The organism is Microbacterium sp. K24 (genome assembly GCF_004794465.1).
Classification (GTDB): domain Bacteria; phylum Actinomycetota; class Actinomycetes; order Actinomycetales; family Microbacteriaceae; genus Microbacterium.
The window spans coordinates 17,379-30,156 of sequence record NZ_SSDJ01000137.1 but is presented as its reverse complement, the minus strand read 5'-3'; the positions used below and the strand labels follow the sequence as shown (position 1 = coordinate 30,156).

Annotated in this window: 12 protein-coding genes; 8 read left to right on the top strand and 4 right to left on the bottom strand. The window is 69.6% G+C overall.

Annotated elements, in window-relative coordinates:
• Positions 1–24: 24 nt before the first annotated feature.
• Positions 25–774, bottom strand: coding sequence for a phosphoglyceromutase (locus DW306_RS14395; RefSeq protein ID WP_136056285.1), 750 nt, complete (start codon positions 772–774; stop codon positions 25–27).
• Between the two features lie 69 nt (positions 775–843).
• Between DW306_RS14395 and DW306_RS14390 the strand changes: the two genes are divergently transcribed.
• Together DW306_RS14390 and aspS are read left to right on the top strand one after the other, a co-directional pair.
• Positions 844–1,674: a class I SAM-dependent methyltransferase gene (locus tag DW306_RS14390; protein WP_136056284.1), complete on the top strand. Its 831-nt coding sequence runs from the start codon at positions 844–846 to the stop codon at positions 1,672–1,674.
• A gap of 181 nt (positions 1,675–1,855) precedes the next feature.
• On the top strand, positions 1,856–3,157 hold the full coding sequence (gene aspS / locus DW306_RS14385; RefSeq protein ID WP_136056283.1) for an aspartate--tRNA(Asn) ligase: 1,302 nt from the start codon (positions 1,856–1,858) through the stop codon (positions 3,155–3,157).
• Between the two features lie 13 nt (positions 3,158–3,170).
• On the opposite strand, the gene DW306_RS14380 is transcribed toward aspS, so the two are convergent.
• The 3 genes from DW306_RS14380 to DW306_RS14370 all read right to left on the bottom strand — a co-directional run bounded on the left by DW306_RS14380 (position 3,171) and on the right by DW306_RS14370 (position 5,354).
• Positions 3,171–4,289, bottom strand: coding sequence for a glycine cleavage T C-terminal barrel domain-containing protein (locus DW306_RS14380; protein WP_136056282.1), 1,119 nt, complete (start codon positions 4,287–4,289; stop codon positions 3,171–3,173).
• A gap of 17 nt (positions 4,290–4,306) precedes the next feature.
• On the bottom strand, positions 4,307–4,909 hold the full coding sequence (locus DW306_RS14375; protein WP_136056281.1) for an FABP family protein: 603 nt from the start codon (positions 4,907–4,909) through the stop codon (positions 4,307–4,309).
• 154 nt (positions 4,910–5,063) lie between these two features.
• Positions 5,064–5,354 (bottom strand): hypothetical protein, encoded by a 291-nt coding sequence (locus DW306_RS14370; protein ID WP_168429342.1) that lies wholly within the window; start codon positions 5,352–5,354, stop codon positions 5,064–5,066.
• A gap of 74 nt (positions 5,355–5,428) precedes the next feature.
• On the opposite strand from DW306_RS14370, the gene DW306_RS14365 reads away from it, so the two are divergent.
• The 6 genes from DW306_RS14365 to pstA all read left to right on the top strand — a co-directional run bounded on the left by DW306_RS14365 (position 5,429) and on the right by pstA (position 12,774).
• The gene (locus DW306_RS14365; protein WP_136056279.1) at positions 5,429–6,121 is read left to right on the top strand and encodes a response regulator transcription factor; all 693 of its coding nucleotides are present in this window, start codon (positions 5,429–5,431) and stop codon (positions 6,119–6,121) included.
• Between the two features lie 51 nt (positions 6,122–6,172).
• A complete protein-coding gene (locus DW306_RS14360; protein ID WP_136056278.1) occupies positions 6,173–8,338 on the top strand; it encodes an RNA degradosome polyphosphate kinase in 2,166 nt (721 codons plus the stop codon).
• Complete coding sequence (locus DW306_RS14355) at positions 8,335–9,333, top strand: NUDIX domain-containing protein (protein WP_136056277.1); 999 nt, start codon at positions 8,335–8,337, stop codon at positions 9,331–9,333. Before DW306_RS14360 ends, DW306_RS14355 begins: the two co-directional genes overlap by 4 nt.
• A gap of 161 nt (positions 9,334–9,494) precedes the next feature.
• Complete coding sequence (locus tag DW306_RS14350; RefSeq protein ID WP_136056276.1) at positions 9,495–10,598, top strand: phosphate ABC transporter substrate-binding protein PstS; 1,104 nt, start codon at positions 9,495–9,497, stop codon at positions 10,596–10,598.
• Between the two features lie 105 nt (positions 10,599–10,703).
• Positions 10,704–11,681 carry a phosphate ABC transporter permease subunit PstC gene (pstC, locus tag DW306_RS14345; RefSeq protein WP_136056275.1) on the top strand — a complete coding sequence of 326 codons (978 nt, stop codon included), beginning with the start codon at positions 10,704–10,706 and terminating at the stop codon, positions 11,679–11,681.
• Position 11,682: 1 nt separating this feature from the next.
• Complete coding sequence (gene pstA, locus DW306_RS14340) at positions 11,683–12,774, top strand: phosphate ABC transporter permease PstA (protein ID WP_136056274.1); 1,092 nt, start codon at positions 11,683–11,685, stop codon at positions 12,772–12,774.
• Positions 12,775–12,778 lie beyond the last annotated feature (4 nt).

Here is a 12,778-nt window from a genome sequence, read left to right as displayed (position 1 = left end):
CCCTTCTCGTATCGGTCCGAGGACCTACTTCTTGCCCTGCGCGGCGACCGCGGCGGCACCGGCGGCAGCAGCCTCGGGGTCGAGGTAGCGGCCGGGGCCGGTGGGCGCGTTGTTCTCGTCGAGTTCGTAGACCAGCGGAATGCCGGTGGGGATGTTCAGCTCGGCGATGTCGTCGTCGCCGATACCCTCCAGGTGCTTGACGAGGCCGCGCAGCGAGTTGCCGTGCGCCGTGACGAGCACGGTCTTGCCGGCCTCGAGGTCGGGCACGATCGCGCTGTCCCAGTACGGAAGCAGACGGTCGATCACGAGCTTGAGCGACTCCGTGCGCGGCACCTCGCCGTCGATGTCGGCGTAGCGGGCGTCGCCGACCTGGCTGAACTCGCTGGCGTCGTCGAGCGGGGGCGGGGGCACGTCGAACGAGCGGCGCCACAGCTGGAACTGCTCGGGACCGAACTCCTCGAGCGTCTGCGCCTTGTCCTTGCCCTGCAGCGCCCCGTAGTGGCGCTCGTTCAGGCGCCACGACCGGGTCACCGGGATCCACAGGCGATCGGCGGCGTCGAGCGCGATGTTCGCGGTCTGGATCGCACGGCTCAGCAGCGACGTGTGCAGGACGTCGGGGAGGATGCCGGCCTCGGCGAGCAGCTCGCCGCCTCGGCGGGCCTCGCCCTTGCCCTGCTCGGTCAGGCGGACGTCCACCCAGCCGGTGAAGAGGTTCAGTTCGTTCCACTCGCTCTGGCCGTGGCGGAGCAGGATCAAAGTGCGGGTCGCAGTCATGCCGCCAGTTTATCCGCGCCGGCCGCTCCGGATTGGTCCCGAGGCGCATCGAGGCGCGAGGATTGACGCATGGCGTCATCTCCCCTCGGCCGGCCCACGCGCGGCACGACCGGGACGAACCGACTGCGCCGCAACGACCGATGGATCGCGGCGAGCGCGGCGTTCCGCCGAGCCGACGACCCGCTCGTGGTCGACCTCGGCTATGGAGCCAGCGGCGTCACCGCCTTCGAGCTGACCGCACGGCTGCGCCGCACCAGAGCGGATGCCGAGGTGCGCGGCCTCGAGATCGATCCGGTGCGCGTCGCGACCGCCGACGCCCAGCTCGCCGAGGTCCGCGCCGGCCGCACGCCCTTCCCCCGCGATCTCCGGGTGTCGTTCGCGCGCGGCGGCTTCGAGGTGCCGCTGGCCGACGGGCGACGGCCCGCCGTCATCCGGGCGATGAACGTGCTGCGGCAGTACGACGAGGAGGACGTGGCGGCGGCCTGGCGGACGATGGCCACGCGCCTCGCTCCCGACGGCCTGCTCGTGGAGGGCACCTGCGACGAGATCGGCCGGGTGGCGAGCTGGGTCGACGTGCGGCCGGACGGCTCGCCCCTGCGATTCACGATCTCGCTGCGCCTGGCCGGGCTCGAGCACCCGAGCATCGTCGCCGAACGACTGCCCAAGGCGCTGATCCACCGCAACGTGCCCGGCGAACGGATCCATGCGCTGCTGACCGACCTCGACCGCGAGTGGGACCGCGCGGCGTCGCTGTCGACCTTCGGCGCCACGCAGCGATTCCTGGCCACGGTCTCGGCGCTGCGCGAGCAGGGCTGGCCGGTGCTCGGCGGGCGCACCCGCTGGCGCCTCGGCGAGCTCACGCTGCCGTGGGAGGCCGTCGCGCCCGTCGCCGGTCCATGATCGAGCGAGGCGATACACTGACATCGGCCATCGCCGGGGAGTGACGCCCCCGCCCCTCGGGAAGGCGAGGCCCGCGCGTCCAGCGGATCGACGAGAGGCCGGTGATCATCGGCGAAGGTGTGGTGGCACCGCGATCTAGCCCCCGCCCGCACCTCCAGGGCTTCCACATCCTGGAGGAATCATGAGATCACCCGACCCCGCCCGCACCCTCGCCGCCGAACTCGCCGAGGCTTCTCTCGGCCGTCGCATCATGCTCGAGGGGCACGTCCACCGCCGTCGAGAGCTGTCGAAGGTGTCTTTCCTGATCCTGCGCGACCGCTCGGGGCTCGCCCAGATCGTGCTGCGGCCGCAGGACATCCCGGTCGACGGCATCCCCAGCGAAGAGACCGTCGTGCGGGTCACCGGCACGGTGGCGGCCAACACGCAGGCCCCGGGCGGGGTCGAGGTGGTCTCCCCCGTGATCGAGCTGCTCTCCGAACCGGCGCGCACGCCGGTCGTGGAACTCTGGCGCCCGACGCTCGACGCGGCGCTCCCCACCCTGCTCGACCACGCCGCCGTGACGTGGCGCCACCCCTCGCAGCGGGCGAAGTGGGAGCTGACGGCCGCGAGTCTGCGCGGATTCCGCCGTACGCTCGACTCCTCAGGGTTCACGGAGATCCACACCCCCAAGATCGTCGACACGATCACGGAGTCCGGGGCGAACGTGTTCCCGGTCGACTACTTCGGCAGGACCGCCTTCCTCGCGCAGAGTCCGCAGTTCTACAAGCAGCAGCTCGTGGGCGTCTTCGAGCGCGTCTACGAGGTCGGACCGGTCTTCCGCGCCGAGCCGCACGACACGGTCCGTCATCTGGCCGAGTACGTCTCGCTCGACGTCGAGTTCGGCTTCATCCGAGACCATCGCGACGTCCTCGCCCAGCTCCACGAGGTCCTCGCCGGGATGCTCGAGTGCGTGCGGACCGAGAGCGCCGCCGCCGTGGACCTGCTCGGTGTCGACATGCCGGTGATCCCGGACGAGATCCCCGTGATCCATTTCACGGACGCTCTTCGCATCGTCGGCGCCCCCGACGAGGAACCGGACCTCGCGCCCGTGCACGAGCGCGCGCTCGGGGAGTGGGCCCTCGAGAAGCACGGCAGCGACGTGCTCGCCGTCGAGGGGTACCCGATGCGCAAGCGCCCGTTCTACACGCATCCGCAGCCCGACGACGACCGGTGGAGCAACAGTTTCGACCTGCTCTTCCGCGGCCTCGAACTCGTCACCGGAGGGCAGCGTCTTCACCGCCACTCCGACTACGTCTCGGCCATCGAGGCGCGCGGCGAATCACCTTCCGCGTACGCGGGATACCTCGACGCGTTCGCACAGGGGATGCCGCCGCACGGGGGATTCGCGATCGGCCTCGAGCGGTGGGTCGCACGGCTGCTCGAAGCGTCGAACATCCGCGAGGTGACACTCTTCCCGCGCGACCTGCACAGGCTCACGCCCTGATTCTCTGCGGGGGCTAGGCGCTGCGCGGGTCCGGTGCGGAGGGACGGCGGGACAGCCGAGTGAGGCGAGGGATGTCTGCCGTCGCTCCGGCATCCGCGGGCACGATCACCTGCTGCGACGCGGCGATGTCGATGCCCTCCGCACGCACGAGCAGGTCGCCGATCGGAGCGCGCCGCGCGAGGATCGCGAGCGCGATCGGTCCGTCTTCGTGGTGACGCGCGACCGAGGTCACGTGGCCGATCTCGTCGTCGCCGGCGAACACCGGAGCTCCGGGCTCCGGCAGCACGGCGTCGCTGCCGTCGAGCTGAAGGGCGGCGAGCCGCCTCGGCGGATGGCCGAGGTTGTGCACCTTGGCGACGGTCTCCTGACCGCGGTAGCACCCCTTGTTCAGGTGCACGGCCGTGCGGATCCAGTCGGACTCGTGCGGGAGGGATCTGTCATCGACCTCGGCCGCCCATCGAGGACGCCAGGCCGCGATGCGGAGCGCCTCGGCCGCGAGCAGACCCGCGGCCGCTTCGGGATCCAGGCCTGCGGCGAGCGCGTCGGCGGCCTCGGGCGAGAGGATGGCGACGCGCCAGGCGAGGGCCGCACCGGGGTGATCGACGACCTCGGCGTACTGGTGTCCGCCGAGCGCGACATGCTGCCAGGGGTCCTCCCACACGAGCGGGACGCGGTCTTCGGCAGCGGCCGCGGCATGCACGGACCGCGCGGCGGCGCCTCCGTCGACGAAACCGACGAGCACCAGCTCGGGGCGCACGTCGACGGTCGCCTGCGTGCGGAACTTCATCCGGGTCAGCCAGGTCGCGAGAGCATCGGCATCCGCTGCGTCGGCGATCAGCCAGGTCGAGGTGCCGTCGTCGACGACGCCCGCGGCGTGCTCGACGCGGCCCTGCGGATCGAGCACCAGGAGCTCGGTGCTGTCGCCGGCGCTCAGCCGTCCGACGGACTGCGAGGTGATCGAGTCGAGCCAGCCGAGCCGCTCAGGACCGGCCACCTCGATGACGGTGCGATCGTCGAGGGCGACCACGGCGTCGCCGGCGGCGAGCCGACGCTGCTCGCGGAAGGGATCACCGAAATGTGCGATGCCGTGCTCGTCGGCGACGGCCCCGGGAAGACTCTGGAACACGCTCATGTCGGATGCCGTCCGTCTCAGACCTTGGCCAGTCGCGCGGACGCGTGCGCGCGCAGCGGCGTGCCGAGGGCGGCGATGTCCCACGCCCAGAGCAGGTGGCCGTCGACCAGGCCGTACATGCGGGATGCGGCGCCGTATTCCTTGGCGCCTGACGCGCGGACCACGGCATCGGAGGCGATGTCGACGCGCGGGCCGTTGATCTCGCCGACGTAGAACTCGAGCAGACCGTCGGAGTGGGCGAGCGAGACCTCGATCGGGAAGCCCCCGTTCGCGGCCCGCAGACTCTCCACGTCGTCGACGGTGCGGGTGACGGTCGGTTCCTGCGGGGGCAGCAGCGCCGGACCGGCATCCGCCGCCGACGCCGGACGCGCCAGACGCCAGAATCCGGTCTCGGCCGTCAGCGGGATCGACACCGCGTGGTCGTCGCCCGTGAACGTCGCGGTGGCGGAGTAGTTGAGGAACGGACCGCCGTCGTGACTGAAGCTCACCCGCTGGGTGAACTCGCCCTGCAGCCGTTCGTCACCGAAGGGATAGTCGATGACGCCGGTCCCCTCCCACACGCCGATGAGCCACGAGAGCGGGACGAGCTCCGCGGGGAGGTCTGTGGGCAGCTCTATCACGGTGCGTCAGCGCTGGCCGCGGAAGAGGTTGCGCAGAACCACGGCCGCGACGAAGACGATGGCGAGGCTCGCGAGGCCCAGCAGGCCGATGTAGAAGATTTCGAGCGCGATGAGATCCATGCCTCCACCTTACCGCCGGGTGAGGCGCTCCGGCCTACGAGGGGAGCAGTGCGGCGATGCCGAATCCGATGGAGATCAGCCCCATCAGCAGCAGCGACCCGACGACGCTGCCGGCCACGCGGAAGATGAACCCCTGGGTCCGTCCGTACCAGAGCTGCACGGCGAAGGAGAGCAGCACGACGCATCCGAACGCGACGAGCATCCAGGGCACCCGCCACTCCTCGGCCACGAAGATGCCGACGGCCACGGTCGCGACGAATGCCGTGGCCCACACGACGATCACGCCGACGAAGGCATTACGCGGTGCGAGTGCTGGTTCGGACATGACACCATTGTTGCGCATCCGCTGCCGGTATCATGGCGGCACGGCGTCGACCTCCGCGCCGGTGAGGAGTGCGCGTGGCCCTGGTGCTGGTTCTGACCAACGCTCCGCTCTCGGAGCAGGTCCTTCCCGCGCTCGAGTTGCTGAGCCATCGCGTCCGCCAGATCCCGGCGGAACCCGCTCAGCTCGTCAGCGCTCCGGACTACGACGTCGTGGTCGTCGACGGCCGCCACGACCTGGTCGGCGCGAAGTCGCTGTGCCGACTTCTCCGGGCGACCGGGCAGGATGCACCGCTGCTGCTCGTCGTCACCGAGGGCGGCATGAGTGCGCTCTCGGGAGACTGGGGCATCGACGACGTCCTGCTCTCCACGGCCGGACCGGCCGAGATCGACGCGCGCGTCCGCCTCGGGCTCGCCCGGCGCGACGAGGTCGCAGAGCCCTCGCGGGTGCAGGCGTCCGGCGTGACGATCGACGAGCAGTCGTACTCCGCGAAACTGCGGGGCAAGCCCCTGGATCTCACGTACAAGGAGTTCCAGCTGCTGCACTTCCTCGCGACGCACCCCTCGCGCGTGTTCACCCGCGAGCAGCTCCTCAGCGAGGTGTGGGGGTACGACTACTTCGGCGGCACCCGCACGGTCGACGTGCACGTGCGCCGGCTGCGGGCGAAGCTGGGCGACCAGGAGCAAATCATCGGCACGGTGCGCAACGTCGGCTACCGGTTCAACGTGTACGAGGAAGAGACCGTCTCGGCGACAGCCGCAGCGCGGTAACGGATCGGGTCCGTTCACACGCGCGTCACCTCTCGGTGCTTAGATGTAGCCATGATCGATCCCGCTCTCACCGACGCCGGTCTCGGTGATGCCGAAGACGACGACTTCGATGCCATCGAGTCGCCCGATGCCCAGCTTCCCGACCACCGGTACCTCGATCGTGAGCTGAGCTGGCTGGCGTTCAACCAGCGCGTGCTGGAACTGGCGGAGGACCCGTCGCTGCCGGAGCTCGAGCGGGCGAACTTCCTGGCGATCTTCGCGAGCAACCTCGACGAGTTCTTCATGGTCCGCGTCGCCGGACTGAAGCGCCGCATCATGACCGGCCTTGCGGTGCCCACGAACATCGGGCGCTCCCCCGTCGACGCCCTCGCCGACATCTCGCGCGAGGCCCACGCCCTGCAGCTGCGTCACGCCGCCGCCTGGACCGATCTGGTGCGTCCCGCCCTGGCGGATGCCGGCATCGAGATCACCGACTGGTCCGAGCTCACCGATGAGGAGCGCTCCGCCCTCTCGGACTACTTCGGCGCCCAGGTCTTCCCCGTGCTGATGCCGCTGGCGGTCGACCCCGCCCACCCCTTCCCGTACATCTCGGGCCTCTCGCTGAACCTCGCGATCCGCATCCGCAATGCCCGCACGGGTCGCCAGGAGTTCGCGCGCCTCAAGGTGCCGCCCATGCTCCCGCGCTTCGTCGAGGTGCCCGGCCACGGCGAGATCAAGCGGTTCCTGCGTCTGGAGGAACTGATCGCCAACCACCTCGGCGACCTCTTCCCCGGCATGGAGGTGCTCGACCACCATGCGTTCCGGCTCACCCGCAACGAAGACGTCGAGATCGAGGAGGACGAGAGCGAGAACCTCATCCAGGCGCTCGAGGCCGAGCTCCTGCGTCGTCGGTTCGGCCCGCCGATCCGCCTCGAGATCACCGACGACATGGACGAGGTCACGATGGACCTGCTCGTGCGCGAGCTCGACATCACCGACCTGGAGGTCTACCGGCTCCCCGGCCTGCTCGACCTGCGCGGCCTGTTCGACCTCTCCCGCATCGACCGGCCCGACCTGCGCTACCCGCCGCATCTGCCGACCACCGCCGTCGCCTTCCAGCCGACGGGATCGAACAGCCGCGCCGACATCTTCAAGGCGATCCGCAAGTCCGACGTGCTCGTGCACCACCCCTACGAGTCGTTCACGACGAGCGTGCAGGCGTTCCTCGAGCAGGCCGCCCGCGACCCGCACGTGCTCGCGATCAAGCAGACGCTGTATCGCACCTCGGGCGACAGCCCCGTCGTGCAGGCGCTCATCGACGCCGCCGAGGCCGGCAAGCAGGTGCTCGCGCTCGTCGAGGTGAAGGCCCGGTTCGACGAGGCGAACAACATCGTCTGGGCGCGCAAGCTCGAGAAGGCCGGCGTGCACGTCGTCTACGGCCTGGTCGGGCTGAAGACCCATTGCAAGCTCGCCCTCGTCATCCGCGAGGAGGACGGCAAGCTGCAGCACTACTCGCACGTCGGCACCGGCAACTACAACCCGAAGACCAGCCGCATCTACGAGGACTTCGGGCTGTTCACCGCCGATGCGCAGGTCGGCAAAGACCTCACGCGCCTGTTCAACGAGCTCAGCGGCTACGCGATCGAGAAGAAGTTCAAGCGCCTCCTCGTCGCGCCGCTGCACCTCCGCAAGGGCCTGGTGCGCCAGATCGACGCCGAACGCAAGAACGCCGAGGCCGGCAGACCCGCGCACATCCGCATCAAGGTCAACTCGATGGTCGACGAGGAGATCATCGACGCGCTCTACCGTGCCAGCGCCGCCGGCGTGAAGGTCGAGGTGTGGGTGCGCGGCATCTGCAGCCTGCGCACCGACCTCGACGGGATCAGCGACAACATCACGGTGCGCAGCATCCTCGGCCGCTACCTGGAGCACTCCCGCATCTTCGCCTTCGAGAACGACGGCGACCCGCAGGTGTACATCGGCAGCGCCGACATGATGCACCGCAACCTCGACCGCCGCGTCGAGGCACTGGTACGCGTCTCGGACCCGGCTCACCTGAAGGAGCTCCTGTCGTTCTTCGACCTCGCGATGGATGCGGGGACCACCTCATGGCATCTCGGAGCCGAGGGCGTGTGGACGCGGCACGCCGAGGATGCCGAGGGCAAGCCGCTCGTCGACCTGCAGGATAAGACCATGGGGTTGATCCAGCGCCGCCGTCGCGCACGGGCGGTGCGATGACCGTCCGTCAGGAGCAGCACGCCCGCGCAGCGCGCACGCCGCCGCCCGCCTCCAAGTGGAACGACAAGGCGGTCTACGCCGCGGGGGCCGTCGTCTGGCGCCTCGTCGACGGGAAGCTCCGGATCCTGCTGATCCACCGCACGAAGTACCGCGACGTCACGCTGCCCAAGGGCAAGGTCGATCCGGGCGAGATGCTCGCCGAGACGGCTGTGCGCGAAGTGCACGAGGAGACCGGCATCCGGGTCTCCCTCGGCGTTCCGGTCGGCGTGAGCCGCTACCACCTCGCCTCGCAGAAGCAGAAGGTCGTGCACTACTGGGCGGCCGAGGCGACCGATGACGCGATCCGCGCATCCACGTTCGTGCCGAACCGCGAGATCGCCGCCGTCGAATGGGTGAGCGCCAAGAAGGCCCGTGAGCGCCTCAGCTACCCCGTCGATCTGGAGATCCTCGACTTCTTCACGAACCTCGTCGACGACGGCGTGCTGCGCACGTTCCCCGTCATCGCCCTGCGGCACGCGAAGGCGCTCTCCCGCTCGGAATGGGACGGCGCGGACGCCGCACGTCCGCTGGCCGTGCGCGGGCGGAATCAGGCGCGGTCGATCGTGGGTCCCCTGCGGGCCTTCGGCGCGCGCAAGATCGTCACCAGCGACGCCGTGCGGTGCGTCGAGACGGTCACGCCGCTCGCCCGGGAACTCGACCGCAAGATCGTGAAGACCTCGAAGATCAGCCAGGACGCCTGGGAGGACGGCACGTCCGACCTGCGCGCGGTCGTCGGACGCCGAGTCCGCGCGGGCAAGCCGGCCGTGCTCTGCAGCCATGGGCCGGTCCTGCCCGGCCTGCTCTCCGAGATCGCCCTCGCCACCGGCACCATCCAGGGGTCCTACCTCAGCAGCGCCGCCGACCTCGAGCCCGGGGCGTTCTCCGTCGTGCACCTCTCGGCCACCAATCCCGGCTCCGGCATCATCTCGATCGAGACGCACATCCCCAAGGTCTGACGCCTCCGCGTCCCCAGTGATCGCCTGGGTCCACCCCAGAGAGTCGTCCGTCGTTCACCTGCCGTTCACCTGTGCGGGAGAGTCTCGTTAACCGCCGCACCTAGCGTCACTGTGTGCCCTGCACCGGGCCTCTACCCATTCCACGATCGAACGGATCCACAGTGAAGATCTCCCGAATCGCTCGCATCGGCGCCATCGGCGCCGTCGCTGCTCTCGCACTCGCCGGCTGCGCCGCGAACGAAGGCGGCACCGGCGGCTCCAGCGAGGAGCCCTCGGAGTCCACGCTCTCCGGCACCATCGACGCCACCGGCGCGTCGTCGCAGACCGCCGCCCAGGAGGCCTGGGTCGCCGCATTCCAGACCGCCAACCCCGATGTGACCGTCAACTACGAGCCCACCGGTTCCGGAACGGGTCGTGAGAACTTCCTCGAAGGCGGCAGCAACTTCATCGGCTCCGACCGCGCCTTCAACGACGAGGAGATCGCCGCCGGCGGCTTCGGCGCCTGCGCATCCGACGACATCGTCGAGGTCCCGCTCTACATCTCGCCGGTCGCCGTCGCGTTCAACCTCGAGGGCGTCGACACCCTGAACCTGGATGCCGCCACCATCGCGGGCATCTTCGCGGGCACGATCACCAACTGGAACGCTCCGGAGATCGCCGCCCTGAACGACGGCGTCGAGCTCCCCGACCTGGCGATCTCGCCGGTCCACCGCTCCGACCCCTCGGGCACGCAGGAGACCTTCACCAAGTACCTCAGCGCCACCGCGGGTGACGTCTGGACCTACGAGCCGGCCGACGTGTGGCCGATCGAGGGCGGCGAGGCCGCTCAGGGCACCTCCGGTGTCGTCCAGGCCATCACCGCCGGCAACGGTGCGATCGGCTTCGCCGACGCGTCGCAGGTCGGAGACCTCGGTCAGGTGCACGTCGGCGTCGGCGAGGACTTCGTCGCCTACTCCGCCGAGGCGGCCGCGAAGCTCGTCGAGAGCTCGCCGCTGGCCGAGGGCCGCGGTGAGGGCGACCTCGTCTTCGACGTCGACCCGGCATCGGCTGCCGACGGCGCCTACCCGATCGCGCTGGTCAGCTACCTCATCGGCTGCGAGCAGTACGAGGACACCAACGTCGCGGAGCTCGTGAAGGCGTACTTCTCGTACATCGCGAGCGCCGAGGGCCAGGACGCCGCCGCGGACAACGCCGGCAGCGCCCCGATCTCGGACAGCCTGCGCGAGCAGGTCCAGGCCGCGATCGACCTGATCCAGGTCGGCTGATCGCGCCCACCGACTGACGGCGGTGCCCCCGCGTCCCGACCGGACGCGGGGGCTCCGCCAGGTCACCACCCGCTCCACCTCGACCCGGCCCGAAACAGGGAGATCATGAGCACGACCGCGCAGGCGCCGACACCGGCACCGACCAAGGCGCCGCCCGCACCGATCAAGGCCAAGCAGCGGCTCGGCGACCGGGTCTTCTCCGGTACCGCGCTCGGGGCGGGGATCGTGATCCTCATCGTCCTCGCGCTCGTCGCCGCGTTCCTCGTCATCCAGAGCATCCCGGCCTTCGAACTCGACACGACCGGCAACCACATCCTCAAGGGCGAGTCGTTCTGGGTGTACGTGTGGCCCCTCGTCTTCGGCACGCTCTGGGCATCCTTCATCGCCCTGCTCATCGCCGCGCCGATCGCCATCGGCATCGCTCTCTTCATCTCGCACTACGCCCATCGGCGCCTCGCGGCCTTCCTCGGGTACATCATCGACCTGCTCGCCGCGGTCCCCTCGGTGGTCTTTGGCCTCTGGGGCGGGCTCGTCCTCGCCCCGCTGCTGCAGCCGATCTACGCGTGGCTGAACACCAACGCCTCCTGGGTGCCGTTCTTCCAGGGCCAGGTCTCCTCGACCGGAAAGACCATCCTCACCGCGGCACTGGTGCTCTCGGTCATGTGCATCCCGATCATGACGGCGATCTGCCGCGAGGTCTTCCTGCAGACGCCGAAGCTCCACGAGGAGGCGGCGCTCGCGCTCGGCTCCACGCGCTGGGAGATGGTGCGGATGGCGGTCCTCCCCTTCGCCCGCGGCGGCATGGTCTCGGCCGCGATGCTGGCACTCGGCCGCGCGCTCGGCGAGACCATGGCAGTGACCATGGTCCTCTCCCCCTCCGCGGTCGTGAGCTTCCTCGTGCTGACCGCGACCAACCCGACACCCATCCCGGCCAACATCGCGCTCGCCTTCCCGGAGGCGCACGGCACAGGAGTCAACACCCTCATCGCGACCGGCCTCATCCTCTTCGTCGTGACCTTCGCGGTCAATGCGCTGGCGCGCTGGATCGTCGCGCGCCGCGCCGAGTTCTCGGGAGCGAACTGACATGACCACCCTCACCGCCGCTCCCGTCACGCCGCACACGGCCGCCCTCACCGCCGGCAAGCTGCCGAAGTGGGCGCCCTGGGCCCTCCTCGGCGGATCCTTCCTGATCTCCGCCGCGGTCTTCGGCGTCGCCGCCGCCGGCGCGGACCTCGCCGACTTTAACATCGCCGGCACGGTGATCGTCGGCATCCTGCTCTACATGGTGATCATCACCGTGATCTCCTCGATCGTCGAGAGCCGCCGCAAGGCCGTCGACCGCCTGATGACCGCCCTGGTCGCCACCGCGTTCCTCGTCGCCCTGCTGCCCCTGATCTCGCTGCTCTGGACCGTCGTCGCCAACGGCATCGAGCGGTTCGACGCGGAGTTCTTCAGCTTCTCGATGCGCAACGTCGTCGGTGACGGCGGCGGCATCGTGCACGCGATCTGGGGAACGGTCCTGATCACGCTCACCGCGACGGTCATCTCGGTCCCGATCGGACTCATGACCTCGATCTACCTGGTGGAGTACGGTCGCGGCAAGATCGCGAAGGCGATCACGTTCTTCGTCGACGTGATGACCGGCATCCCGTCGATCGTCGCGGGTCTGTTCATCTACGCGGTGTTCGCGCTCCTGATCAAGCCCGGCATCTCGATGGGCTTCATGGGCGCCCTCGCCCTTGCGGTCCTGATGACCCCGGTCGTCGTGCGAGGCAGCGAGGAGCTGCTGAAGATCGTCCCGAACGAGCTGCGCGAGGCGTCGTACGCGCTGGGCGTGCCGAAGTGGCTGACCATCCTCAAGGTGGTGCTGCCGACGTCGATCGCCGGCATCACGACGTCGATCATGCTCGCCATCTCGCGCGTCATCGGCGAGACGGCCCCGCTGCTGCTCACCGCCGGTTTCACTCAGAGCCTCAACACGAACATCTTCGACGGTCAGATGATGACCCTGCCGGTGTTCGCCTACAACCAGTACATGAACCAGGGCACGAACCCCGACGCGGCCGTCGCCCGCGCCTGGGCCGCCGCCCTCACCCTCATCCTCATCGTCATGGTGCTGAACCTGCTCGCACGCCTCATCGCGAAGCTGTTCGCCCCGAAGATGTCCGGCCGCTGAGCGC